General features: G+C 45.2%; 24 protein-coding genes. 10 read left to right on the plus strand and 14 right to left on the minus strand.

The annotated features are described in order from the left end of the window. The first annotated feature begins 211 nt into the window (after positions 1–211). The 7 genes from EHQ17_RS17430 to EHQ17_RS17460 all read left to right on the plus strand — a co-directional run bounded on the left by EHQ17_RS17430 (position 212) and on the right by EHQ17_RS17460 (position 5,855). Positions 212–772, plus strand: coding sequence for an LIC13354 family exoprotein (locus EHQ17_RS17430; RefSeq protein ID WP_135590140.1), 561 nt, complete (start codon positions 212–214; stop codon positions 770–772). A gap of 63 nt (positions 773–835) precedes the next feature. Then, complete coding sequence (locus EHQ17_RS17435; protein ID WP_135590141.1) at positions 836–1,672, plus strand: LIC_13355 family lipoprotein; 837 nt, start codon at positions 836–838, stop codon at positions 1,670–1,672. Between the two features lie 15 nt (positions 1,673–1,687). Next, positions 1,688–2,320: a DUF6580 family putative transport protein gene (locus EHQ17_RS17440; RefSeq protein WP_246057610.1), complete on the plus strand. Its 633-nt coding sequence runs from the start codon at positions 1,688–1,690 to the stop codon at positions 2,318–2,320. After that, positions 2,289–3,329: a nicotinate-nucleotide--dimethylbenzimidazole phosphoribosyltransferase gene (cobT, locus tag EHQ17_RS17445; protein ID WP_135590142.1), complete on the plus strand. Its 1,041-nt coding sequence runs from the start codon at positions 2,289–2,291 to the stop codon at positions 3,327–3,329. The genes EHQ17_RS17440 and cobT overlap by 32 nt, the downstream gene beginning before the upstream one ends. Next, a complete protein-coding gene (cobS, locus tag EHQ17_RS17450) occupies positions 3,326–4,129 on the plus strand; it encodes an adenosylcobinamide-GDP ribazoletransferase (protein WP_135590143.1) in 804 nt (267 codons plus the stop codon). Before cobT ends, cobS begins: the two co-directional genes overlap by 4 nt. Beyond that, entirely contained in the window at positions 4,114–4,698 is a 585-nt protein-coding gene (gene cobC / locus EHQ17_RS17455; RefSeq protein ID WP_135590144.1) for an alpha-ribazole phosphatase, read from the plus strand. The genes cobS and cobC overlap by 16 nt, the downstream gene beginning before the upstream one ends. Before the next feature lie 125 nt (positions 4,699–4,823). Then, a complete protein-coding gene (locus EHQ17_RS17460; RefSeq protein WP_135590145.1) occupies positions 4,824–5,855 on the plus strand; it encodes a vWA domain-containing protein in 1,032 nt (343 codons plus the stop codon). Positions 5,856–5,858: 3 nt separating this feature from the next. Here the strand turns inward: EHQ17_RS17460 and EHQ17_RS17465 are convergent, their stop codons facing one another. The 7 genes from EHQ17_RS17465 to EHQ17_RS17495 all read right to left on the minus strand — a co-directional run bounded on the left by EHQ17_RS17465 (position 5,859) and on the right by EHQ17_RS17495 (position 16,659). Then, positions 5,859–7,466: a mucoidy inhibitor MuiA family protein gene (locus EHQ17_RS17465; protein ID WP_246057611.1), complete on the minus strand. Its 1,608-nt coding sequence runs from the start codon at positions 7,464–7,466 to the stop codon at positions 5,859–5,861. Between the two features lie 112 nt (positions 7,467–7,578). Beyond that, a complete protein-coding gene (locus EHQ17_RS17470; RefSeq protein ID WP_135590146.1) occupies positions 7,579–9,693 on the minus strand; it encodes a DUF4139 domain-containing protein in 2,115 nt (704 codons plus the stop codon). A 95-nt stretch (positions 9,694–9,788) separates the two neighbouring features. Then, the gene (locus tag EHQ17_RS17475) at positions 9,789–11,090 is read right to left on the minus strand and encodes a sterol desaturase family protein (RefSeq protein ID WP_135590147.1); all 1,302 of its coding nucleotides are present in this window, start codon (positions 11,088–11,090) and stop codon (positions 9,789–9,791) included. A gap of 212 nt (positions 11,091–11,302) precedes the next feature. Next, positions 11,303–12,823, minus strand: a complete 1,521-nt coding sequence (locus EHQ17_RS17480) for an OmpP1/FadL family transporter (RefSeq protein ID WP_135590148.1) — start codon at positions 12,821–12,823, stop codon at positions 11,303–11,305. 181 nt (positions 12,824–13,004) lie between these two features. Next, positions 13,005–14,873, minus strand: coding sequence for a chloride channel protein (locus tag EHQ17_RS17485; protein WP_135590149.1), 1,869 nt, complete (start codon positions 14,871–14,873; stop codon positions 13,005–13,007). Positions 14,874–14,938: 65 nt separating this feature from the next. After that, positions 14,939–15,715, minus strand: a complete 777-nt coding sequence (locus EHQ17_RS17490; protein ID WP_167881180.1) for a hypothetical protein — start codon at positions 15,713–15,715, stop codon at positions 14,939–14,941. 32 nt (positions 15,716–15,747) lie between these two features. Next, the gene (locus EHQ17_RS17495; RefSeq protein WP_135590150.1) at positions 15,748–16,659 is read right to left on the minus strand and encodes a CPBP family intramembrane glutamic endopeptidase; all 912 of its coding nucleotides are present in this window, start codon (positions 16,657–16,659) and stop codon (positions 15,748–15,750) included. Positions 16,660–16,721: 62 nt separating this feature from the next. Between EHQ17_RS17495 and EHQ17_RS17500 the strand changes: the two genes are divergently transcribed. Next, complete coding sequence (locus tag EHQ17_RS17500) at positions 16,722–17,642, plus strand: LysM peptidoglycan-binding domain-containing M23 family metallopeptidase (protein ID WP_135590151.1); 921 nt, start codon at positions 16,722–16,724, stop codon at positions 17,640–17,642. Continuing rightward, a complete protein-coding gene (locus tag EHQ17_RS17505; RefSeq protein ID WP_135590152.1) occupies positions 17,635–18,717 on the plus strand; it encodes an SMP-30/gluconolactonase/LRE family protein in 1,083 nt (360 codons plus the stop codon). The genes EHQ17_RS17500 and EHQ17_RS17505 overlap by 8 nt, the downstream gene beginning before the upstream one ends. A gap of 5 nt (positions 18,718–18,722) precedes the next feature. Here the strand turns inward: EHQ17_RS17505 and EHQ17_RS17510 are convergent, their stop codons facing one another. Genes EHQ17_RS17510 through EHQ17_RS17535 form a run of 6 tightly spaced genes read right to left on the minus strand, consistent with a single transcriptional unit; the run spans position 18,723 to position 24,787 of the window. Then, complete coding sequence (locus tag EHQ17_RS17510) at positions 18,723–20,405, minus strand: NADPH-dependent assimilatory sulfite reductase hemoprotein subunit (RefSeq protein WP_135590153.1); 1,683 nt, start codon at positions 20,403–20,405, stop codon at positions 18,723–18,725. Positions 20,406–20,443: 38 nt separating this feature from the next. Further along, complete coding sequence (locus tag EHQ17_RS17515; RefSeq protein ID WP_135590154.1) at positions 20,444–21,052, minus strand: precorrin-2 dehydrogenase/sirohydrochlorin ferrochelatase family protein; 609 nt, start codon at positions 21,050–21,052, stop codon at positions 20,444–20,446. Beyond that, positions 21,049–21,882, minus strand: coding sequence for a uroporphyrinogen-III C-methyltransferase (gene cobA / locus EHQ17_RS17520; protein ID WP_135590155.1), 834 nt, complete (start codon positions 21,880–21,882; stop codon positions 21,049–21,051). Before cobA ends, EHQ17_RS17515 begins: the two co-directional genes overlap by 4 nt. Positions 21,883–21,885: 3 nt before the next feature. Further along, positions 21,886–23,136 (minus strand): sulfate adenylyltransferase subunit 1, encoded by a 1,251-nt coding sequence (locus EHQ17_RS17525; RefSeq protein WP_135590156.1) that lies wholly within the window; start codon positions 23,134–23,136, stop codon positions 21,886–21,888. Beyond that, positions 23,136–24,041 (minus strand): sulfate adenylyltransferase subunit CysD, encoded by a 906-nt coding sequence (cysD, locus tag EHQ17_RS17530; RefSeq protein ID WP_167881179.1) that lies wholly within the window; start codon positions 24,039–24,041, stop codon positions 23,136–23,138. Before cysD ends, EHQ17_RS17525 begins: the two co-directional genes overlap by 1 nt. A gap of 8 nt (positions 24,042–24,049) precedes the next feature. Further along, positions 24,050–24,787: a phosphoadenylyl-sulfate reductase gene (locus tag EHQ17_RS17535; RefSeq protein ID WP_135590158.1), complete on the minus strand. Its 738-nt coding sequence runs from the start codon at positions 24,785–24,787 to the stop codon at positions 24,050–24,052. A 250-nt stretch (positions 24,788–25,037) separates the two neighbouring features. Here EHQ17_RS17535 and EHQ17_RS17540 point away from each other — a divergent pair, with 250 nt between their 5' ends. Continuing rightward, entirely contained in the window at positions 25,038–25,958 is a 921-nt protein-coding gene (locus EHQ17_RS17540; protein WP_135590159.1) for a CPBP family intramembrane glutamic endopeptidase, read from the plus strand. Here the strand turns inward: EHQ17_RS17540 and EHQ17_RS17545 are convergent. Further along, the coding region (locus EHQ17_RS17545; protein WP_135590160.1) for a DUF1564 family protein at positions 25,955–26,100 on the minus strand (146 nt) is incomplete at its 5' end. The genes EHQ17_RS17540 and EHQ17_RS17545 overlap by 4 nt on opposite strands.

The raw sequence follows: 26,100 nt of genomic DNA on the forward strand, positions 1-26,100 counted from the left end.
CCCCGCGAACAACGTCCTCGAGGTAGGGACAGTTCGAAACTCGCCTTAGCATTTCATGCGCCGCGATGGGGTCCCGAAAGACGAAGAACGCCGGCGGACCCCTGCGAGAATTACGATCTTAGAAACCATACGTGTGGATTCTAAATATAGTTCCGTATTCTAAGTTTAGAATCGGGGGAAACCGGCAAAAGAAAACTTTTGTAGGTAAGACATGAAACGCAAAACGACTTGGAAAATCGCAACGGTTGTTATCCTGATTTTAGGATTTGTGAACTGTTTCGAATCGAAAGAAAACGAAGAGCAAAACAACAACGCTCTTCTCGCTCTTGTAAACGCAACCAGATTGGAAGTAACCGGTTATTGGGATTATTTCAACGGAACCCCCGATTATCCGGGAGATATGTTCAACGCACCTGGAACGGAAAAGGCCGGGGAATTCTACTTCGACAATCAGATCCTAACGCAGATATCCGGCGCTTCCGTATTTCAGGCGAATATCGTCGAATACGACAACACGAAGCAGACGGTCTACGTTCAGTTTACGCAACATCCGTTCGGAGGGACCGGAAAATTTTCGGCCTATTATTGGACTCGTTTTACGGATAATAAATTGTACGTCTGCGGCGACGTGTCCGGCAACAAAAATACGTTAGCCGAAATTAAAGCCAGCACTCAGATAAACGACAAGACGAACATGATTACCGGGTGTTATACTAACAACACGTTTACGCCGGGAATCGGCTTCACCTGGAACAGGCTGGAAACTAAATAAAGAACATTCAAAAAAGGTAAAATAGATTTTCAGGATCTATTTTACCTGAATCGAAGGATATTCATGAAAAATTTTTCGGAAATCAAGATAATCGCACTCGTTGCGGCTAACGTTTGTTTTTTCACTTTCTGCGGAACGAATTCTCAGAACGAAGACTCCGCACTTGCGTTCCTTCTTTTGGCGCAGCAGAATTCGCAGATAGATACGACGAATCCATGCCGACCCAGGACAGCGATCGATCAAGTCGGAGTTTATCACGCGAAACAGATCGTAAGCGCACCCGCGAATACGGATTCCGGTTTTCAAGATTCGTACTGTTCGGTCAACGGAGTGATGGGGTTGGGCGATTTTAACGGCTCGCTAGACGTCTTCACTTTGGACACGAGCGGTGCGGGGGCCTCTTTGATTTTAGGCTGGGAAGGTAAAAAGGTTCTGGATACCGTAGGCACCGATTTCATCGTTTTCGAAAATCCGTTTTTGTTAAACGGAAATCCGAGCACCGTATTCGTGGAACCGGTCATAGTAGAAGTCGGAAATAATCAGACCGATTGGTGCGGTTGGAATCCGACATACGCGGGTGGTGCAACGTATTCCAACGATCCGGCCGATTGGATTCGTTTTGCCGGAATCAACTACGTAGATTATAATCAAATCGCCAATCCCATGGACTCCGCGACCTTGTTCGCGACGGGGGGAGGAGACGCTTTCGATTTGTCGGACGCCAATTTCGGAAATTCCGGAAATGGATGTGACGCGACCCTCAAAAACGAACTTCAAACGAACGGATTTCTTTTCATAAAAATAACGGCCGCCAAAGAAATTCAAACCGCACTTCCCGTTCCGGGCGCAAACGAAAACCCTGACATCGACGGCGTCATCGCCAAACAACTTGGTCCATAACATAAGGAGAATTGAATGTATTATTTCGACCGTATCAGCCGATTCGCCGAAAAATTCCGGCTTACGAAAAGCGCGGATGGAATCTCCTTTTTCGGGATTATATTGGCGGGAACGTTCCGATTTCTGCCGCATCCGCCTAACTTCACTTTGGTGGGAGCTTTGACCGTATATTCCGGATCGAGGACGCAAGGATGGAAATCGTTCGCGGTTCCGCTTTTCACGATCTTTTTAACGGATATCATACTCGCGCAAATTCACGGATACGCTGCGTTTTATCCGGGTTTCGCGCTGGTTTATTTCTCTTTACTGCTCAACGTCGCTCTCGGAAAAACGTTGTTAAAAGGTAACGTAAAAATTTCGAGACTACTCTCGGTAACGCTTCTTGCGAGTACACAATTTTTTCTTCTCTCCAATTTTTCCGTCTGGGCATTCTCTTCCTTTTATCCGGGAACGTTCGAAGGCTTATTGACTTGCTATATCGCCGCCATCCCTTATTTTGGAGGAACTCTGCTCGGAGACCTCATCTATACTCCGATACTTTTCGTATTTTTGGGTCGAATCGAAGCGAGGATAAAAGCGAAGGCCGCCTTCGGTCCGGAGCAAAAGGACGTTTCGTTTGAAAACCGTAGAACAAGAGCTTCTAACTAGATTACAAAACAAGATCGACCTTAAAACGAAACCTCCCGGATCCCTCGGAATGTTGGAGGTTCTTGCGTTACAAATCGGATCGATTCAAAATACGGATTCACCCGAATTGAAAGATCCCCATATCCTCGTTTTTGCAGGAGACCACGGATTGGCCAATTCTGGCGTCAGCGCGTTTCCCAAAGAAGTAACCTACCAAATGGTATTCAATTTTTTGAATGGAGGAGCGGCAATCAACGTGTTCTGCGCGCAAAACTCCATCCGATTGAAGGTGATCGACGCCGGCGTGGATTTTTCCTTTCCTCTCGACTCGTTTTCCAAAAACCCCGATTTTATCAACGCAAAGGTCGGATTCGGCACCAGAAACATACTAATGGAACCCGCCATGAGCCGCGAAGAATGCCAACAAGCCCTTCAAAGAGGGACCTGGGTATCGGAGGAAATCGTATCAAAAAATTGTAATATAATCGGATTCGGTGAAATGGGAATCGGAAACACTTCCTCCGCAAGTCTGATAACGGCGGCCTTACTGAACAAGAATCTCAAGGAGGTAACCGGGCGGGGAACCGGCTTGAACGATCAGGGTTTCGAAAAGAAAAAAGTGATCTTAGAGGAATGTTATCTTAAATACAAAAATTCTTTCCACAACCCTTTCGACGTTCTTATGATTTTCGGAGGTTTCGAAATCGCGATGATGATCGGCGCTATGATCGATTCGGTGAAAAAAGGAAGAATCCTCTTGATCGACGGTTTTATAGCTTCTTCCGCGTTTTTGCTCGCGTCGAAAATGGAACCTTCCCTTAAAGACAATGCGGTCTTTTGTCATAAATCAGTCGAACCCGGCCACTCATATATATTAGAAGAATTTAATGTAAAACCGATTCTGGATCTCGGTTTACGTTTAGGAGAAGGAACGGGTTGTGCGGTCGCGTATCCGATCGTAAAGTCTGCGGTTTCCTTTTTGAACGAAATGGCTTCCTTTGAAAGCGCCAAAGTGGATCGTAAACTTTGATATTTTCGACGTTACGGGAAGAGCTGAATCGTTTTTGCGCCTCTTTGATGTTCAACACTAGGTTGCCGATTCCGTTCTTTTATCTTTATTCCGAAGCTACGGTTTCCAGGTCTTCGCGTTATTTCCCTTTGATAGGCTGGATCGTATTCGCGGGTTCTTCGTTTTCCATCTACGGATTTTCCTTTTTGTTACCGCCGGAAATATCGGTGATTTTAGGAATGATCGTAAGCGTATTGATTACCGGAGGTTTTCACGAAGACGGATTAGCGGACGTATGCGACGCCTTCGGCGGCGGCTGGAACAAGGAAAAAATTCTCGAGATCATGAAGGATAGTCGGATCGGAACCTTCGGATCCTTAGGACTGATCCTCGTTTTAGGTCTGAAATTCTATCTTCTCGTTCATCTGCTTCGTACTTCACCTTCGATTTTTCTTTTAACGACTTGGCTTGCGCACTCGATCAGTCGTTGGTTCGCGTTGTTATTGATGATGTTAATTCCTTATTCGCGGGACAACGATCTTTCCAAATCGAAACCTATGGTAAAAAAATTACCTCCTTCGGATTTTATCGTTTCCGTTTTTTTCGGATGGCTTCCTGCGTTCTATTTACTGTTAAAAAATCAGGATCTTACTTCCAACGTACTCCTTGCAGTAGCGCTTTGTTTCGGAACGGTATTTTATCTTAGATATTATTTTAGAAAATGGATCGGCGGCTTTACCGGAGATTGCCTAGGTTTCACACAACAAACGACCGAACTGATGATCTATCTAGGAATTTCCGTATCTTGGAACTTTATCTGATCAGACACACCGCTCCGGACGTTCCTACCGGGACTTGTTATGGAAGGACGGACGTACCGCTGGCTTCCTCGTATCGAACGGACATATCCGGCGTTATCTCCAAATTGAGGATAATCCCCGACAGGATTTATTCGAGTCCGAGCCTCCGATGTTCTCTTTTGGCGGAATCAATAATCGAATCATTCGAAAATAAATTAGAATATTCTGATTTACTGATGGAGTTGAATTTCGGATCCTGGGAGGGAAAACTATGGTCTGAAATTCCCGAATCCGAATCGGTTTTTTGGACCGAAAACTTCGTCCAAGCCCAAACCCCCAACGGAGAAAGTTACGGACAACTTTTCGATCGTGTTTCGACCTTTTTAGAAAATAAACGAAACTTCCCCTCGGATGAAAAGATAGGTATCGTGACCCATGCCGGAGTGATTCGAAGTATTCTCTGCAAATATTTGAATCTTCCTTTGGAAACGGGATTCCGTTTCGAAGTCGGTTACGGATCGATCGGAAAACTAAAAATCGAGCGAAATGGGACAGAAGTTTCCGCCAAACTTATATTTTGGAATCTTTAATCCGCGAAAAATACCGCGAACCAAATCGCCTAACCGATCTTAGTTTCCCTAAACCCTCTTTTCCTTTCCGAAAAAGAATCACACGACGAAAGATTTTTAGGAATCGACCGATAACAAGTATTAGTATGCGCGTCGGTTCAAAACGTCTATTTATCGTACTGGTATATTTTGCGATCGCGGGATTCCCTTCCGCTTCGGAAACGAAAAAAAGTTCCAAGTTATTCATCGTGGACGCGTCGGGTTCCATGAACGAATATTTGGGAATCTATCAGAAAATGCACCTCGCCAAAAAGCACGTTAGCCGATACATTGCCTCCTTGCCTGCCGAAACCGAAATCGGTTTTTTAGCATATGGAAACCGTATTCCGGGATGTTCCTCTTCCAGACTTTATCATCCTTTAGAACCGGAAAACCGCAAAGACTTTAAGAATCGTCTTTTCGGATTAACACCTTCCGGAGCCACTCCGTTGGCGGAATCGATCCGCATAGCTGGAACGATTGCCGCAGGAAAAAAAGAAAAAGTGGAAATCATATTGGTAACGGACGGAGTGGAAAGTTGTTACGGAGATCCTAAGAAGGAACTCCAGACGTTGAAAAAACAAAAAATCCCGTTCCGATTCCACATATTAGGATTGGGTCTTAAGTCGAACGAGGAACAACAGATGAAAATTCTTTCCGAAGAAGGAGGAGGAAGATACTTCGGAATAGAAGACGACTCTTCGTTTCATATCGCCTTGGATTCCTTAAACGAAAACGAAAGCACCGCATTTTCGCAGACGAAGGAGACGTTCAAGGATCGGAAACGCGGTATGATCTGGTTCGAGAAGATCGATAAAGAACTGGAAACCGAATCAAAAATATCTTATACGATCGAGTTCGGTTTTAAAACCGGTGCGGATAAATATTCGAAAAATTGCATAATCTTGAATTTAAAAAACTCATCCGGAAAAACGGGCGCCGTACTGGGATCGAAACGAATCAGTTCGCCCGAAAGTATAATCGTAAATCAAAGTTCCTGTTTCGATCTTTCGGAAAGTAAGGGAAAATTCACTCTCGAAATCCCCAAACAAAACGGATTATCGGGGGTTTTGGAGCTTTGGGATATGACCGAAGTCCCCTCTCCTTTGGACGTCACCGAAGAAGAGGAGTTACGTTAGACGTCACAGGTGAAGATCGAATTCCGCGGGAAAACTTACCTTATACTTCAGTTTGATTTCCTGTTTTTTATTCGGCGAAAGTTCGATTTTCCATTCCAAGATTCCAGAATCCTTCCGTATTTCCGTATAACCAGGAGTCGTTCCGGGATCGACGCTGATGCGCACGGTCTCCACGCCGGAAACCGGAATCGACTCCTGAAACGAAAGCGTCCTGGTTTCTTTCCCGAAATTTTCCAACTCAACTCGGATCGATTTTTCGATCACCTTAGTTCCGGACAGAAGTCCTTCCTTCGTTTGATTGGATTCTTTTCTGTATACCGCACGGATTTCGTTTTCGGACCCGAAAGAAATTTCCGCTTTTTCACCCGGACTGATATAACCGAAATTCGACGTCCCCACCATTCCCGCTTGTCTAAAAACCGCGGCTTCTCCGGGTAGAATGGGAAACTCGGAAAGGTTCTTAAAACTACCTCGAATGAGCGGATAACGTTTCAAATGAGGTACGTAGAACGCGCTAAAGACGCCGTCCGTTTTGAAAGTGGAGAGGGAAAGTTTTTTCGATTCCTTTCTCGAAGGTAGCGTGACCGGCTTGGAATAACGGAATAAAAATCCGCTTCCGGATTCCTCGCTTTTACCCGGATTAGGGTCCGTATTCGCTTCCGGAGATTCTACTTCGACGGAGTTTCCGACTTCGTTAGTCGCGCTCTGATTTTGAACCGCGATTAAACCGTCCTTGTCGGCCTGTTTTTTCTGATCGTACAATCTTTGGCTGGTCAATCGAGGTCTTCTTCCGCTGACGTCCGGACTGGATGTAGATAAGAGAAGATTAATATTGTTCCAATCTTCCCCGCTTTCTTGGACAATCTCGGCCAAATATTCGAAGTCTATCTTCTCTCTACCTTCCATTCGAACGGAGTAGAAAGGCTTCCAGGAGACTCCGCCGGTTTGATAAGTTAAATTAAGTTTAGCCTCTTGTTTTTCGGAACCCGCAAAACTCACCAGCACCTTCGTTAACCTCGAGGATTTTTCGGACAAAGAAAGAATGATATCCAGTTTGTCTTTAAGATCGGAAAGTTTTTTATGAAGATCCTTGATAGATCTGTGAACTTCTTTGGAAGAAGCCAAAGCGGCGTGAATCGAATTACGATTATTTAAAATAGATTGAAACCATTTCTTGGACTCGGATTCGTTCTTTCGATAAAACAGATTCCGGGAAATCATATCCGCAAGTTTAAACCTAGTATCGGTCAGGATTTTCTTAAGATTCCTCAGATTGGAATCCTTGCTTTCATATCCTTCGATTTCCTTTTCCACGACTCGGATTTGTTTTTGTAATTCCAAAGCCTCCACGTTGTGGATGATTGCGCCGGTTTCTATCCAAGTACTTGATCCGACCACCGATGCGCCCGCGAGTTCCACGGAGGCGACTAAGGATTCGTCCTTAAGCTGAACCGGAAGATTACGAATCAATAATTCGTTAACTCCCGGTTCGAGATTGATTTTCCCAGATCGTAACACTCCGGCGGAGGATTCGTATAAGGTCACGTCCTGAACCTTTAATTCCACCTCCTTCCCGAAAAGCGAAAACGCGAGGAACAAAAAGAAAAACACGAAGAAAGTTCCCTTTCCGCGGTGAGTTACGAAACTGCGATTTTTTAAGGTTCGTTTTCCCCGAACCTCAATGATAAATTCGATAACGTTTTTAGTAAAAATAACCATCATCTTAATAACCTCCCGCACCGGGCGTTCTGATAAGTCTGTTTTCGGACGGATAACTTATCGAATATTCATATTCTATAATCTTCTTTCCTCCCGGAGGAAGATCAGTTTTATAAGTTAAAATTCCTTCCTCGTTCTTTTCCGGAACGTCCTTACCCGCTTCGAACCTGATCTCCACGCTGTCGTCCACCGTATAAGGAATACGATCGATCAAAGTAATCGCAGTGTTTCTTTTTTTACGATTCCGAATCTCCAAACTTACCTTGTATTTGATTTTAGTGCGCGATGAAATCACACCTTCCTTTTGTTCGAAGGAAGTTTCCCGACGTGCAACCGTGATGTCTCGATCCTGTCCGAGTTCCATTCGAATCGCTTCTCCCGGTTTACTCACCCCCAACACCGTGTTTCCCAAAAGTGTATTACCGGAAAAAACCTCCATCGGTCCGGCTAACAGCGGTTCGCCGTCCGTATTCGCGGATTCAACGGTGAGATAAGCGCCCGGTCCCGCGACGGGCGAAGCCGCATAACCGGGAATCAAGGACAGGGATTTCTTCTTTAGAAAAACCTTATTTAGCGATCTGTCCGAAGGAATCGTTTCCGAAATTCCGGAAGAATATTGGTAATCGAAACCCTCTAAGGGAGAAGGAGGAATCAAACCTCCCGGGACCTTTTGAGAGGAAGAAATCAAACTTCCTTTTCGCAACAGATCTTCCGTATAAGTTTCCAGAGAATTCAATTCCTTCCGCGAGAAATCCGAAAGTTTGGAGAATTTTTTCAACGCCTCTTGTCCGTAGTAGTTTGCCTGATCGTATTGACCGTTCTTAAAGTTATATTGCTGATTAGCCAGATCGTTTTTAAGCTGATTGAGATTCTCTTCGGTTCTCAAGGAGTTGGCTCGATTGTTATAGTTCTGCTCGATGATTTGTCTTGATTGTTCCATAGGAGCGGGCGAAGGTTTACCCATAACAACCCCGCTTTGAGCATACCCGTCCGCTTTGGAAGGATATGCGCGTTTGTTTTTTTTCTTAGCCTCTTCTTTGGTTTTTTCCCGAGCCGTTCCTGCGGAAATATTGGAATCGTCGTTGCGAAGGCGTTCTTCGTCGTTAGCCGCCGTTTCAGCTTGAACCTTAAGATCGTCCACGGAGGATTGTGTTTGAATTCTCCATTCCCGAACGACGGGAAGATCGATATCGAGATCCGGATTGGAAGCGGTAAAAAATAATTTTACTTTTTCCCAATCCTCTCCCGTATCGTTGCGAACCAAGGCGAACCATCTCAACTCGCCGCTCTTAGATTCGTCGGTAAGTTGCAGCGAATAACGGGGAAACCAACTCGCACCGGGAATCAGATATTTGTATTCAACCAACGCTTCGGATTCTTCATCGGATTCCGTTTCAAGATAAAGTTCTTTTTTTCGTTTGGATTCCAATCTCCCGAGATGATCCAACCGAGCATCGACGACCAAACCTTCCTCCCGCACTTGATCCAAGATCTCCAATTTCTTTTGTCTAACAGCGGATAATTGTTGAAGATGCTCCTGATATTGTTTTTGAAAGCCGGACAAAAATTCCGGATCGGCTACGTCTTCCTGGTGAAACTGATCCCCTCGGAGCACGGGAGAAATTTTTACGATGGACTTTTCTTCTTCGATCAATTCCTGAATTTCGTTGCTCAACAATTCGATCTGATCGTTTAAAGTTTCCTGTCGTTTTAGCAAGGTTGCGATCTCTTTCGTCCTCGCTTTTCTTTGTACGGAAATTTTTCCCCGAATTCCGCGGATCTTGATCTTACCGGAAGAATCCGGAAAGCGGACGGAAATCGTTCTTTCCGAAACCTGTTCCGGAATCTCTCCGATAAAAACCTCCGAACTTCCCGCTTTAATTTTCGTTCTTAAGCTGCGAGTCACATACGCGAAGCTGGAGTAAAGGACGACGGATTGGATTCTGGAACGGTCCGTTTTTTCTGGACCGGAAGTGAGGGCGGCGGAAACTCCGGCCGATGGATCTGCTCCCTCATCCTCTTCCTGACTTTGGATGGGATGTAGAAGAATCGAAGAGCTAATCAAAAAAATCGGAAATAATTTTTTTTCTAATTTAAGCGTAAAAAGGGAACGTAACATACGACTTCATCTCCAGGAAACCGGGTCTCTTTCTTCACGAAAGAAACTCCGGTTCCCGAGTCGGGTCAACCGTTTTCCCGATCGAAGGAAGAGGTCTAAAATGTGCTTTGTGTTCGGGTTTTTCGACCGCTAACGCTGAAGAATCGTTTCTGACTGATTAAGAAACCGCCCAAAATTCCGAGGGAAACGATCGATCCGATTTGCAGAATTCGGGGAAGTGCGACGATCCACTCCCGGCTCAAAACGACTTGGAGTTTTTCTACTCCGTTAAAGTCCATCGGAAACAGGAATGAAATTAGAACGATGGAACTCATCCTCACGATTTCGGAAATCAGCCCGCTCGTTTTAGTTTCGAAAATCGCACCGATGTTCCAGAAAGTCCAGAGGATATAAAAGCCCAAAACGGACATTTCCAACAGAGGAAGTTCCTTCTTAAACTCTATGTAAATCATAGAACCTCCGACTCCGAGAACGAATTGAACCGCGGAGTAAGTCATCAAACTTGGTGGAATTTCAGTATTAAATTTTTTGTATGTTTTTTTATCGATTTCGGGGGGAGCTTTAAATTCTCCGATATCTGCAGGAACCCAACCCGGAGGTTTGAACCAAACGGCGATTTTGTCCCTCCAACGTTTCGTTCTCCAGGATATTCCGAACAACTCTTCGAAGTGATGTATTTGTGCGTGAACGGGGTTCCACGTCTGAAGCGGCTTTACGATTCCGTAAATCGGTTCGTCTTCTTCTTCGATGAAGGTACCCAGCATACGATCCCAGATCGAGAAGGTTCCTGCGTAGTTTTTATCGATGTATTTAGGATTGCGTGCGTGATGAACCCTGTGCTGAGAAGGTGTATTCAGAACGTATTCTAAAATACCTAATTTACCGATCAAACGGGTATGAATCCAAAATTGATAAGCGAAATTGATTTGGATACAAAGAACGAACATCAACGGAGAAAATCCGATCACGGCCAAAGGAAGATAAAACGGAAGCGAGAATAGATTTTGAAAGACGCCTTGTCGCAGCGCGACCGTATAATTATAATCCTCGCTTTGATGATGTGCGACGTGCGACGCCCAGAAAACGTTGATTTCGTGTCCGAATCTATGATACCAATAATAGAAAAAATCGGCTAACACGTAGCAGGCGATCCACCCCAAAACGGAAGTATTCGATATTTGGAAAATTCCAAAATTCTTATATACCCAAGCGTAGATCGATACGAGTCCGACCGTGACGAAAACGGCGAACACCTGCATATAAATTCCCGCCGTCAGATTGCTTACGGAATCCTTAAAACGATAAACCGGCTTTTTGATCGCATATCCGGTGACCAGTTCGATCGCTAATAGTACGAAAAAGACGGGTGTTATCAACTCGATCAAATTTTTTTCCATATTCGCTTTTCCTATTTGATATTTGCAAAAGGTCGATTTTGTCCGGAGTTCCGACCAAACCAAAACTACTCAACAAAACCCGACTTCTTCCCCAAAATTTGCTCTGTAGCGAACGCTCGTGTCAACAAAAAAGGACCTCTTTTAAAAAACTTGGAATATCGGACGTTACGAATAAATCCACTTTTTTATAACTTGGGAGCATTCATTGGAATTCAAAAGAAAATGGTCATAGAAACCCCGACGCTCCAAATATATCCTCCATAGGCGTAATTCGGGTTTCTTTCCGTGGGATTGTACTTATTTACTTCCATAGCTTTCAGCTGATGATTTTCCACGACCAAATCAAAGACGATCGGCTTTTTCAAACGATTCATAAATCGAAACGTCGTAGGGCTAAATATATAAGAAAATCCTAAACTAAATATATTACGATCGGAATCCATCCAGTTGTTCGTTCCCGGCATGGAAGGAAGCGGTGTGGGGCGGGTGGCAAAACCCAATCTCGTCTTTAAAAATTTGAAAAGAGCGTATTCCGCGCCGATACGGAAGTTCGTCGTATCATGAAGATAAAAGGCTTCCGAATATTTTTCCTTGATTCTCGAAACCTTAAACTGGCTCCAAATTTCTCGATTCGCATCCAAACTCAAGACAAGCCGATCGTTGGGACGAAAGGCGATACCGTAAGAAAACACCCTCGGATTAAATCCGTCTAAAATCGCAAGGTCGAAGTCCAATTGAATTCCTAAAACCGTTGCCTGCGCTCGTGCCGGAACGGGATCGATCTGCATAAGGGTTTCTCGTTTATAGGAAGCACCTAAGCTGAATTTTCCGTACGTGAATTGTAAACCGTACGTCGGGTTAACCAAAGGTTTTACGGTAAGTATGACCTGCGAATTCGGAGAAACAGGATCGGGAGAAATCGGAACATCCTTCATCAAAATACTTCCGCTCCCTCCGGCGAGGGCGGTAAAGCCGATTCCGGCAAAAATTCTGTCTTTCCAAATTTCTAAACCTAAGCCGCCCATGATCGTAGGTCGTTCGTTGCTTATGCCCTGTTGCAGATAACGTGGTACCGTGGGATTTTGATCGTTTATAGTCAGAAGATTTCCGGATCCGGGAACCAGTGCGTTGATACCGAATCGAATTCCTCTGCCGATATCGAACATATCGTTCAGATTGAGAGTAAGCCCTAAACCTACGAAACTATCCTGAATTTTATCGATACTTTGATTTCGAGGAGCCGTCGTATGCGATGTCGGATTAGCATAATGATATTGAAACGTAAGTTCATGGACGTTTCGTTCGGGACGATTGAGGGGCTTGTATTTCAGAACGTCCTTCGTAAATCCTTCCTTTGTGTCGCCCCAAAGTCGCTTGTACCAAGGACCGGTCGCGACGATCGGCTGTGTCGCCGGATCAGTAACTAAAGAATCGGCGGTTTGGGTTGCGGAAGTAGTGTCCTTATTTTCGGGAATTTCCTGGTCTTTATTTCGGGCTTCTTTTTCTATACCTGCGAGAATCAAATCTCCTTCCGACAAACGCCCCAAACCCGCAGGATTGTAAAAAACCGCCGAAGAATTGTTGACGATCGCAGTCACCGCACTTCCCATCCCGGCCGCTGCAGGATGAGCGCCGTAGATGTCTCCGTAACTTCCCGCATGCAAGTCATTTCGCAAAACGATCCCAAAAAGTACGCCGATTTCTAGGATTCTTTTTAACTTTAAATGTTCCAAATTCGCCTACCCTCTTTCCCTCCCGAAGCAAAGGAAGATCCAATCCGAGGACAACCGGCTTTACTGCTTATTATTAAATACCAGTTGTTTTTAAAAAGTAGGGGTATTTTATAAGCTGGGCATAAAAAGTCGAGAAAAATATCGAAAAAATTAGAGCGTACGCTACAATCAGAAATTTGATCTACAACTTTGCTTCGGATGAGGCGGGTTTCGAAAGTTTCGGAAACGTATTTTCAAAATAAATTTTCATTAGATCGGCGAAACGTAAATAACCGATAAACGTCCCGTTTTCCAGGATCGCAATCTTATCAAGATCCTGATCGATCAAGGATTTGAGCAAACCCGCTAGGGAATCTTCGGGACCACCAACAGGAGCTTCCGTATCGATCACATCGCCGACGGTGATCAGATTCCCGGCGGAGTTTCGCGATTCCAAAGTATGTCTGACTTTTCGTAACGACAAAATTCCCAGATAACGGTTTTCCCGATTTAAAACGACGTAATCGCTGGCTTGAATCTTCAACGCCTCTTCTTCCAATTCGGAAAGAAGTCTGTTCTCGTACGTTACGGCGATTTTCCGTAAACGATCCCGATACGAATTCACCGATAACTCCTCCAAAAAGTCCCGATTCATATCCCAAAAATGCGCCGGAGATTGGAAACGATTCTCTTTTTGAGCCTTATACAAACTCAATTTATGACTTAAGACGAACGTCAAAATCGAAACCACCATCAACGGCGGTAATAACGTATAACTTCCGATCATTTCGCAGATCATGATCATTCCTGCGATGGGAGCGCTTGCTACTCCCGCGTAAAAAGCTCCCATTCCGACGAGTATAAACGAGGTTACGGAAAGATCCGGATACATTAGAATTTTTGCAAGTGTTCCGACTCCGCCCCCGAGCATACCTCCGATAAACAGCGAAGGTCCGAACATTCCCGCTGAACCGCCGGTTCCGATGGTAAACGAGGTGGTTATCATTTTCATTCCGGCGAGGATAAAAAACAGAAAGACCAACCATAATCCGGCGTCACGATACAGAACCGAAAACAACCCTTGTGTTCCGACCGGATCTTTTCCGTCCAAAGCGACTTGAAGGATTCCGGCACCGGTTCCGATCGTTTCCGGCAGAAAAAGCCCCACCGTTCCCACGACGATTCCACCTAACGCAGGTTTAATGATCGGAGATATACGCAATCCGGCGGAATAAGCCTGAATACGTCTGAAAAAACGGATGAAAATGTCCCCGCATATAAAACACAAAACGCCTAAAGCGAGATAGAATATCAGATCGGTATAACGGCTGAATTCCGTGTCTGCCACACGATAAACCGTCTTAAAACCGTTTAACGCGGAATATACGAGATACGCGGAGACGGAGGAAATGATACACGGAATGAGGGAATCGCTTTCGATGTCCTCCCGGTAAATCATTTCCACCGAAGTGAGCGCTCCGCCCAAAGGAGCGTGAAAGATCGCCCCCAGACCGCCCGCGGTTCCGGCAAGAAGGAGCGTCCTCCTGGCTCTTGCGCCCGCTTTTAATAACGTCGCCAACAAAGAACCGAAACCCGCCCCGATTTGGGAAATAGGACCTTCCTTTCCTCCGCTTCCTCCGCTTGCAAGAGTGAAGATCGTAGCGACGGATTTGATAAGCGAAACGACGGGATTCATCTTACCTTCGCGATTGTGAAAGGAATCGATCATCGCATCGGAGCCGGTTCCTCCCGATTCGGGTGAAAACTTATTTACGATCCAACCCGTAAGCAAACCGCCAAAAATCGGAAGAAGAAAAAGAAACCAAGGCCGGTATTCGTCCGCAAAAGGAATCCCCCAATTCGACACGTCCTTGGGTTCGACTAAAAATTCGCCGGATGCGTGCGGTAAGGTCAGACCCGCGGCCCTTTCTAAAAACAGATATTCGCACACGGCGAGAAGTCGGGAAAATAAAAACGCTCCAAGTCCCGATACGATACCGGTGAGAATACAATAGAAGTATAATGATCTTCTACCGCTGATTCTAAATAAAGGTTGTTTACTCTGCTCCATCTTTGTAAGAATCGCGAATTTCGAATGAAAGGAATACGATACGGTTCATCCGCGAACGGTACGAATTAATAACGAAACGAATACGACAACTCGAAAAGACGATTGTGAGATGTCGTGTCCTCCAAAGCGCCGGTCATACGATACAACCTCGGAATCGCGAGAGCCGCGATAAAAACACCGCTGTATCTCGCCTCGAATACGTTACCGCTCGGACCTTCCTTTAGAAAAAGATTGTCCCACATACTTTTTTTATGATTGTTGTTCATCACGAAATAATACGCCAATCCGCCTACGATCAAATCCGCCAAAAAGTAAAACGAGGAACGAATAAACGTATCACCGGAAAGATAAACCGGGGATTTTCTGGAATTATAAAGGACCGAAAACACGGGTGAAACGAGATTCAATCCCTGGGAAATCAGATGCGATTTACGCTCCAACCTTTCCCCTTTTTCCTCGGTACGGGAAGGATCGGTAACGGTCCCGATTCCCGCGGCGTCTCGTTTCGTCAATTCTTCCTTAAAGTAATTTCGAAACGCCTTTTCCATTCCTGCTTTCGAAGTTTCGATGCGCAAAATACTTACGTTTTCGCGTTTCGCGAATTCGCCGAGATAAACGTTGAAGGAATATCTGGAATACCACGGATTCGTATAATGATATTTGAATCCTTTCGTGTTTTTACTGAACTTGATCGAACCTTCCGCGAACTTATTCAAGGATTCAAAAACCTTCATGTTGTTGTCTTCGATATTTCCCTGTAACTCGATCACTTCGGAGGCGGAAAGCGAAACGGAGCAAAAAAGGAGAATCAAAACGATTCCGAAAACGAACGGGGTTTGAATCGGAATTCCCGTCCGGATTTTCTGGGAAACATTCACTGGATTTCACCTCCTTTTATGAAAGCGATCAACAACATGATGGAATTGTAACTAACGTGCGCCGATATGGAATACCAGATATTTCCGGTTCGCAGATAAAAAAGCCCGAAGAACATCCCCACAAAACTCAGAAGAATAGGAACACTTACGGAAGATTGTCCGCTATAATGCGCCAAGCCGAATACGATCGATGTAAACAACAGACCCGGTATTTCCAAACCTCTCGCCTGAAATTGTTTCAGACAGAATCCCCGGAAAAAAACCTCTTCCACGATTCCGGTGATTAAACCTACGCTATAGAGGGACCATAACAAAAGGGAACGATTTCCCTTGATTTCCCGGAACAAGGCTTCCTGAAATTCGTTCGGAGTTTGTTTGCCGAAAATTTTCGTGAGAAAAAAACCGAATACGATGACGAATAAAAAAACTAGCCCGCCGAGGCCCGCTCCGGTAAACATAGTACGCAACGAAAACGGATCCCCGAGATTCGTATAAGCGCCCTTAAAAAAACGCCCCAAAATAAAATACGCCGGAAGAATAAAACACAAGGCCCAAACCAAACGATCCACGATCAGCAACCACGGTTTTTCCTTTACCATAACTTCGATATATCTTTGATAAATCTGTTTCGTGTTCGATTGGATTTCCTTCTGGAATTTCTCAGTGGTTTCCTTGTAAATTTCCGCACGGGTTTCCGCGTCGAGATACGGAAAATCGCTCGGAAGTTCCTTAGAAATCAAAACCGTCAAAACGATGGAAGTGGCGATTAAAGGAAGAAGAACATAGGTTCCTAGTATCAAAACCAGGAGCTGCTGAAACGCGATAAAAACCGGTTCAAACGGATTCTTTTTCGGAGTACCGGAGTTTTCTAATGTGTCCATCGTGTCGGAAGTCTCGGTTACAAGCATTTCTGTCTCTTTTTTTGCGTCATTGTTTTTTTAAAATCGGCCGATTCTACACGTATAAGACCATGATTCGATCGATTAAATGTCCCATCGGATTGATTCCCGCCGCTCTACTTCTATTTTTTTATACGATTCCTATCGGTTCACGGCAAAAGGCCGAACTTTTAAAAAATCTAGACTACAACAACGACTCGGTCAAACGTCTTCGAGAGGACGTAAAAATCAACCTGCGGATCTCCGTTTCCAATCTGGAACGATCCGATCTTACTTCTTTGGAATTCTATCGTTACGTGGTCAAACACGAGGATAATTTTTTCAAAATCATGGCCCGAACCGGGATGGACATCGACACCATTTCTTCCGTGAACAGCCTTTCGTCTCCTTACGACATTTATCCCGGAATGGAACTTTTAATCCCGAATATGAGGGGAATTTACGATTTCGAAGAAAGGGAAAATTCTCCCTCCGCAAGGAAAAAACTTTCCGACAAATATCGTCTTTCGGAAAAATTTTTCAGCTACGACGAATCGAAAGGACTTTGGTTCGTTCCCGGCAAAGGACTTCCTAAAGAAGAGCGTTCCTTCTTTTACGGAATGGCATTTTATCGTCCTTTGGGCGAGGAGGGAATCGTGTCTTCCCGTTTCGGAAAACGAAAGGATCCGTTCACAAGAAAAGAAACCTTTCACGGCGGAATCGATATCGCCGCCGAAGAAGGTACGCCCGTTTACGCTTCCGCCGACGGCGAAATCTCCTTCTCCAAACAAAAAGGCGGTTACGGAAATCTGATCGTCGTGGATCACAAACTCGGCTATCAGACGTTATACGGTCATCTCAGTTCCATGTCCGTCCGGCCGGGAGAAAAAGTCCGCAAAGGTCAGAAGATCGGCGAAGTGGGACAAACCGGGCGAGCCACTGGAAATCATCTTCACTTCGAAGTCAGAAGATTCAATCAAAGACAAAAACCGGTTTTTAACGGACATGTTTAGGAAATTTTTTCTTTTTTCGGTCGTTTTGATTTGTGTCTGTTCCGTATTTTTCGGAATCGTCTTCATCCGATCCATTGGCATTTCCACGGAAACGTATCTAACGGATTCGCCGTTCGAATTGGGAAAGAACAATCATCTTCTCGAAGCGGAATGGATCCACAAAGAAGTCCTGGATCGTCCCTACGGAATCGCGATCGATTCCGGCGGTTCGATTTATACGGGTACCGCCGATCGCAGAATCGTACGCATTCGGACCAACGAAAAGACGGAAACCTTCGCATTGTTAGGCGGAAGACCCTTGGGACTGGACTTCGATCAAGCTGGAAATCTTTTCGTATGTGTGGAAGAGGTAGGAATCGTCAGAATAGACAAAAACGGAAACGTGCGGACGGTGATTTCCGAACTTCCCGACGGAACTCCGCTTCGATTTCCCCACGGAATCGACGTCGCCCGAGACGGAAGGATTTTTTTCACCGTTTCCAGCTTAGAACATTCCTGGGATAATTCCTTTTTGGAGGAACTATCCGCCAAACCCGAAGGAATGATTTTGATCGCGGAACCTGATTTTAGTAAATTAGAAATTTTGAATCAAGAATTGTATTATCCCGCGGGAATCGCCTTATCCCGAGACGGACGTTTTTTACTCGTGTCCGAACCGTTTCGTCATAGGATATCGTCCGTTCCTTTGACCGGAAAAAAACGGGGGATAGAAAAATTCTTTCTTACCAATATTCCCGGAATTCCTACCTTGATTTCCGGAAAGTCCGCGGCATTTTGGATCGGAATTCCATATTATAGAAATGAAATATTGGATCGTATTCAGGAATATCCCGAGATCAAAAATTTACTAAGCGGATTGCCCGCGTTTTTTTTCGTTCAAAAAAACCCCAGAGGGTTAGTCGTTTCGATGAACGATTTCGGCGACGTCATGGCAAACTATCAGGATTTCACCGGTTCTTCGATTTCTGGAATTACTGCCGTTTTGGAACACGCGGGAAATATTTTTCTAGTCTCTTCGACCTCGGGAAAAATCGCGAAAATGAAACCCGTAGTCGAAGAAATTAGATTTTTTTAATATTCTTAAAAAGAACCGATCGCCTGTCTAAATTTGTCCAAAGGAAAACGGTTTACATAGTCCCCGAATTTTTCTCCGGGATTTCCCTCTTCCTTCCAAAGTACGAACACTTTTTCCAGTTGTGCCGGAATGTCGGCGAGGGCGATTTTCTTCGCTACGTAATCCCCCACTTTCGTTCCCGCCGCGTCCGCACCGAAAAACAGGGAGTATTTTCCTCCTGCTTGTTGACCGACGATACCTACTTCCGCGGAATAAGGACGGGCGCATCCGTTTGGACAACCGGTCATGCGGACGACGGGCGCTCGATCGCTCAATCCGAGTTTATCGAGAACCTTTTGAATTCCGTTGAGAAGTTCTGGAAAGGAGCGTTCCGATTCGGTCAAAGCGAGAGCACAAGTCGGAAGCGCGGGACACGCGAGAGCCCGATCGAACAACGGAGAAGGGCTTTTCGCGCTTACATTCAATTCTTCTAATCTTTTTTCGATCTTCGGACGGTCCTCTTTTTTGATCCCCATAAGAATCAGATCCTGGTCCGCGCTGATCTGAACGTCCAACTTGTAACCGCCTATGATTTCGCGTAACGCGGATTTCAACGGTTTACCGGGAACGTCCTTGATGCGGCCCGCAAGCGTGTGAAACCCGAGAGCCAAAGTTCCGTCTTCCCTTTCGGACCAACCGAGATAGGAAGGGATTTCCCAAGCGGGAAGTTGTTTATTTACGTCGAACTTGGCTTTGGAGCGGGATTCCACTTCGGTGCGGAACCATTCCACACCTTTATCAGCAAGAACGTATTTTAAACGCGCGTGTTTACGATTGGTTCTGTCTCCGAAATCGCGGTGAGCCGTAACGATCGCTTCCGCAACCGGAATCAATTGCGCTTCCGGAACCCAACCCAACAAACTCGCCGCCCTCGCGAACGTTTCCGGTTTGTTATGCGTCATTCCGAAACCGCCTCCAGCAAACACGAAATAGCCGTCGATTTGTCCGGAGGAACTCAGCGTCGCGGCAAAACCCATGTCGTTTGCATAAAGATCGACGGTGTTGTTTCCGGCCAACGTAACCGCGATTTTGAATTTACGGGGAAGATAGGTTTTTCCGTAAATAGGATCGTCCTGATCCTTATTGACTTGTTTGTCTCCGAGCCAGACTTCGGCGTAAGCGTTGGTTTTATATTTGAAGTGATCGGATAGAAGTTGCGCCACTCCGTCCAAAAGGGAAAGATCCTTTTTCCCGAGCGGGTTCACAGCCTGAGTTACGTTACGAACAACGTCTCCGCAGGCCCCCATGCTGGAAAGATTGATTCGATCGATCTCTCGCATAACATCCCTTAAATGAAAGATGCGGAGAGTGTGAAGTTGTACGGATTGTCTCGTCGTCAACCGAATCGCACCGCCTCCGAACTTATCTCCCAAGTTGTCCCAGACCAGATATTGTTCGGCGGTAAGCCTTCCTCCGGGAATTCTTCCGCGGATCATAAAACTGGTCGGAGCTTCGATGTCGTTTCCGTTTTCGTCCTTTTTGCGGTCCCGATCTTTTTGTTGATAGAGTCCGTGGAACTTAAGAAGTTGTTTTTCCTCTTCTTCGTACGAATCGATATTGCGGTCCAAACCTTCCGCGATCTTTCCTCTCAGATTATTCGAGTTGAGTTTGATTTCTTCCACGGGGGACAATTCTTTAGTTTCTGACATAACTTAGCCTTTTACCTTTTTGGGAGTTTATAATTTCGTTATATTGTTCCCCGACCGGAGGGGAGTTTAAAGTATTCTTCCCTGAGGGACAGAATCAGATTTTGCAGCGCTTTTTTCCTTTTGTCGGCGTCGGGAAGAATCGTTTTTAATTCTTTTCTGAATTCGATCAGATCGAGAAATTCGGCCTCGTGGTCTTCCGGAATCAATTCATCTAACGTCGATTTAACGACTCCCGATAAACCGGCAAAACCTCCTTCCGTCGAAACCGCAACTCGTATCGGCCCGCGATTAAAAACAGCCGCGGAATAAAAATCGCAGTTAGCGGGGTTGTCCGCGCAGTTGATCCAAATTTTCCAGGAATGAGCGTAGTCGCTGAGTCTTCGGTTCAACTCGGGATCGTTGGTCGCGGAAAAAACCAAAGCTCTTCCTTGAAGATCGGAAAATTCCACGGCGCGATATTCGATTTTGATTTCGGGGTGATCCCTTAAAATGGAACGAACCTCCGAACACGCCTCGAGACTGATTACGGAAATTTTTGCGCCGCAGTCTATCAGATGCGGAAGTTTTTCCAGAGCGACCTTGCCGCCTCCGATTAAAAGAACATTCTTATTTTCTAAATTAAGAAACGCCGGATATTTACGGCTCATTTTTCCTCTCCCCGGATCTTTTGCGAAATCGTCCCGTAAGAAGTTTTTTCCACTACTCCGGAAAAAGACGATCGTAAATCCTTGTCTTCGGAAAAACGGACCACTTTGCCGATATAAATGATCCCCGGCCCTTTCGTTTTCTTTTCTATAGCGAAACTCGCAGCTTCCTTCAATGTGGAAATTTGAATATTAAAATTTTCTAAAGAAGCATTCTCTACGAGCGCAACGGGTAAATCCGAATCGGCTCCGTGTTCGAGTAAAAGCGAGGCGATTTTCGGGAGCGACGAGGTTCCCATAAATAAAGCGATGGTCCCTTGAAACCGCGCAAACCAAGTCCAATCGGTATTTTCGTTCAGAACGGTATGACCGTCCATGATCAAAACCTGACGAGAAAGTCCCCTGTGAGTTAGAGGAAAGCCAGCGAAGGAGGATCCCGCATTGAGGGAGCTTACGCCCGGAACGATTTCGTATTCTATATTATGATTGATTAATGCTATTAATTCCTCTCCTCCGCGTCCGAAAACGAAAGGATCGCCCCCTTTGAGACGCACTACGTTCTTTCCTCGCAGCGCATAAGAAAGGAGAAGTTCGTTGATTTCCTCCTGCGTGGCGGAATGAGCTCCGGAACGTTTTCCTACGTAATGAACGATCGCGTTTTCCGGAAATAGTTCCAAAAAGGAAGGATCCAAAAGAGCGTCGTACAAAACCACTTCCGCTTTGTTCAAAATACGATAAGCGCGCAGAGTCAGATCTTCCGGATTACCGGGACCGGCGCCGACAAGATAAACCTTACCGGTAGAAAGATCCGTCCTTTCAGCCTCGTTTAACATCGATTAGGCTCCAATTCCGGTGATCATTCCGGCTCCGACTGTGGAATTCGTACCTTCGTCCACGAGGATAAAACTTCCTGTGGAACGATTGATTCTATATTCGTCGAAACTTACGGGTTTTGCGGTACGAATTTTGATTTTACCGATTTCGTTGAGTGCGAGTCCTTTGTCCGCTTCAAGTTTTGCGTGCGTGTCGGGGGCGACTTTAAATTCTATCTCTTTGACGATCGCCTTTACCGCGTTAGTCGTTTGACGAAGTAGATATTTGTTTCCCGCCACGAGAGCTTTCGAATCCATCCAACAGATGTTCGCCTCCAAATCCTGGGAAACTTTCGGGAGATTCTCCGCCTTTACGATCATGTCTCCGCGCGAGATGTCGATCTCGTCCGTCAAACGAATCGTGACCGACATAGGAGGAAACGCCTCTTCCACTTCACCCGAATACGTATCGATGGATTGGATCGTACTGGTGAATCCGCTGGGTAGAACGGTGATCGTATCCCCTTTGCGAAAAACTCCGCTTCGAACCTGACCGGCATAACCGCGGTAATCGTGGAATTCGTCCGAAAGCGGGCGAATCACGTATTGCACCGGAAATCGAGCGTCTTCGAAATTTTCGTCGCTTTCGATGTAAACTTCTTCCAGATGATTGAGAAGAGTTCTGCCTTGATACCAGGAAAGTTCCGCGGACTTATCGACCACGTTATCCCCGTTGAGGGCGCTGATCGGAATAAATTCAATATCCTTAATATCCAATTTGGATGCGAAGTCGAGATATTCCGCTTTGATCTCTTCGAAACGTGTTTGGGAGAATTCGACGAGATCCATTTTATTGATACAAACAACGAGATGCGGAATTCGCAACATCGACGCGATGTAGGAGTGACGATAGGTTTGCTCGATGACACCTTTTCTTGCGTCGATCAGAATGATTGCAAGGTTGGAATTCGACGCTCCGGTAACCATATTACGCGTATATTGAACGTGACCCGGCGCATCCGCGATGATGAATTTCCTCTTAGGAGTGGAAAAATATTTGTAAGCGACGTCGATCGTAATTCCCTGTTCGCGTTCGGCCTTAAGACCGTCGGTAAGAAGAGCCAAATTGATTTGTCCGTTATTGCCTCTCGCCGACTTTTCTATGGCTTCGAGTTGATCCTCGAAAATCGATTTGCTGTCGTAGAGGAGTCTTCCGATCAAAGTGGACTTTCCATCATCCACACTTCCTGCGGTGATAAAACGCAATAAATCCATCAGAAGTATCCTCCTCTTTTTCTATCTTCCATAGCCGCTTCGGAACGTTTGTCGTCGAGACGCGAACCCCTTTCCGTGGTTCGAGTGGTTTGGATTTCGAGGATGATATCGTCTATGTTATCCGCCTGCGAATCCACGGCCGCGGTGCAGGTCATATCTCCGACCGTTCTGAAACGTACGATCTTGTCTTCCACGCGATCGCCCGCATCGATCGTAATGAATTTCGAAACGGGAAAGAGAAGATTCTCGCGATAGATTACTTCTCGTTTATGAGAAAAATATAATGAAGGAAGCGCTATGTTTTCTTTGCGGATGTATTCCCAAACGTCCAATTCCGTCCAATTGGAAATCGGAAATACGCGGACGTTTTCGCCAGGACTGATTTTACCGTTGTAGATATTCCAAAGTTCGGGTCTTTGTAGTTTAGGATCCCACTGACCGAATTCGTCGCGAACCGAAAAAACCCTTTCCTTGGCGCGCGCCTTTTCTTCGTCTCTACGCGCGCCTCCGATACAAGCGTCGAACTTGAATTCGGCGATCGTATCAAGAAGTGTGACCGTTTGGATTCCGTTGCGACTCGGGAATTTACCCTTTTCCTCAACGGCCTTTCCTTGATCGATAGAATCCTGAACGTAACGAACGATCAGTTTTTCGCCGATTTTGGAAGCAAGCTCATCCCGAAAATCGAGGGCTTCCTGAAAGTTATGACCGGTATCTATGTGAACCAAAGGAAACGGAAACTTGCCGGGACGAAACGCCTTCAACGCAAGATGTACGAGGGTGATCGAATCCTTTCCGCCGGAAAAAAGAAGTGCCGGTCTTTCGAATTGAGCGGCGGTTTCCCGAAGGATGTAAATCGATTCCGCTTCCAATTGTTCGAGATGTGTAAGTCTGGATTTATTCATAGTAGAATTCATAACGCTCTTTTCGGACCCGATTTTTGACGGACGAGTTTACCGTCCACGACGTGCAATCCGCATTCTTGATTGTCGGCTTCCCACCACCATCTTCCGGCGCGAACGTCTTCGTCCGGTTGAACCGCCCTAGTACAAGGAGCGCATCCGATGGAAGGAAAACCTTTTTTATGAAGAACGTTAACCGGAATTCTAAACGTGTCGATGTAATCTTGGGTTTTTTCCAAATCCCAATCTAAAAGCGGATGATATTTTAAAATATTTCGGGACGAATCTAATTCCACTTTGGCGAGAGAATGTCTGGACTCCGATTGTTCCGCACGAATCCCCGTGATCCAAAGTTTCGCTCCGATCAAAGCTCTGTTGAGAGGTTCCACTTTGCGGATATGACAACATTCTTTTCGATTTTCTACCGATTCGTAAAAGCTGTCGGGGCCTTTGCGATTGATCAGATTTTGGATCGATATAGTTTCCGGAAAAAAAGTTTCGATCCTTTTACCGTAACTTGCGTTAGTCAAACGATGAAGATCGTATGTCTCGTTAAACAACCGGCCCGTATCCAAGGTAAAAACGCGGATATTCAGATTTCGTGAAAAAATGACGTGAGTGATCACCTGGTCTTCCAAACCGAGACTGGTGGAAAAAGCCGCAGAATCGCCGAATTCCTTGCTGATCCATTCCAAGGAATCTTCCAGGCTCAAAGGCGCAAGTTTCAGTTCTAACTCTTGCGGTGACATACGATACTCTCAGTCTTAAATCGAAGGCTCGGATATCCAGCCTGATTTTATCATCGAAGGCCAAAAATAGCTCGGATTTAAGAAAAAACGGCTCTATTTAACTTCCAAAGTTTTATATATTGGATTTTTTGTAAAGTATATTTGATTTAGCAACCTTAAATCAGGACTTTGTCGAAAATTTTCTGGAAATTCTTTTGCAATTCTCGAAACGAATGGAAAGAATCCACCGTTTTGTAAAACACAGGTTTGGATGGAAATCGTTCGGATTTTAAGGGGTTTTTTTAGAAAAAATTCCCGAATTTATTCTTTATTATTCGGCCTTTACGGAACCGCATTCGTATTTCTTTTTTTAAACGAAGAATTTGGATTTCCGATTTTTTCTTCGCCAAACCTCCTTATCAAAATCTCCGGCTCCTGTTTTTTATACGGAATTCTGATTTTAGGATTCTACTTGGTTCTTTCTAAACGCAAAAAAGAAAAATTTAGACGAACCGGCGCGTTTGGTTTTCTTTTTTCGTTTTGGTTTTGTCTGGTCGTTTTGGAATTTTTGCAACCTCCGTATGAGAAAATTCTAATATTCTTACCTAAACCTTACATCTTTTGGGCCTGGAAGGTGTTAAAACAATTCACTCAGTTTTTTCCGTTATTATTGTTTCCGGTTTTATACGATTTTTATAGGAGCAAAATCGCGAAGATCCCGGATATCCCTTTCGAAAAAAAAGGAAATCCTTCCTATTTTCCCATTTTAGTCGGCGGTTTTGTTTTGGCCGGATTCGGATCTTTGATTCCCGGCTTTCAGGAATTTTATCCGAGGGCTCCGTTGAGTTCGGAACAGCTTTTGTATCGTGCCAATTGGTTTACGACCCTATCGTTCGAGTTCGTGTATCTTTCCACGTTTTATTTTACGGAATTTTTCTTTCGGAAATTCTTAATTCGTTACCTGAGCGTCGCGGGTAAATACCATTCCGTAGGAATGGCGGCTCTCGTTTACGGTATCGTTCATTTTGAAAAACCGCAAGGTGAAATTCTAAGTTCTTTTTTCGGAGGTTTGGTGATGGGGGCTCTGAGTTTACGGACTCGTTCGATTCGCGGAGGTTTGTATGCGCATATTGCACTTGCCGCAGGTATGGAATTGTTTGCCGGTTTGTATGTTTGGAATCGCCTTTTTTAGGAATCGTAGAGAGTTGGGTGGTTGTACACGTAAAAGCTGTGTTCCGGTTCGCAGTTTAGGATTCGGGCGATCCGGTTGCTGGAGAGATCGAGGTGGAGAATATAATTGTAGATCTTGTGGAAGGTAGGACCTCCATCATTCA

The organism is Leptospira gomenensis (genome assembly GCF_004770155.1).
Taxonomy (GTDB): Bacteria; Spirochaetota; Leptospiria; order Leptospirales; family Leptospiraceae; genus Leptospira; species Leptospira gomenensis.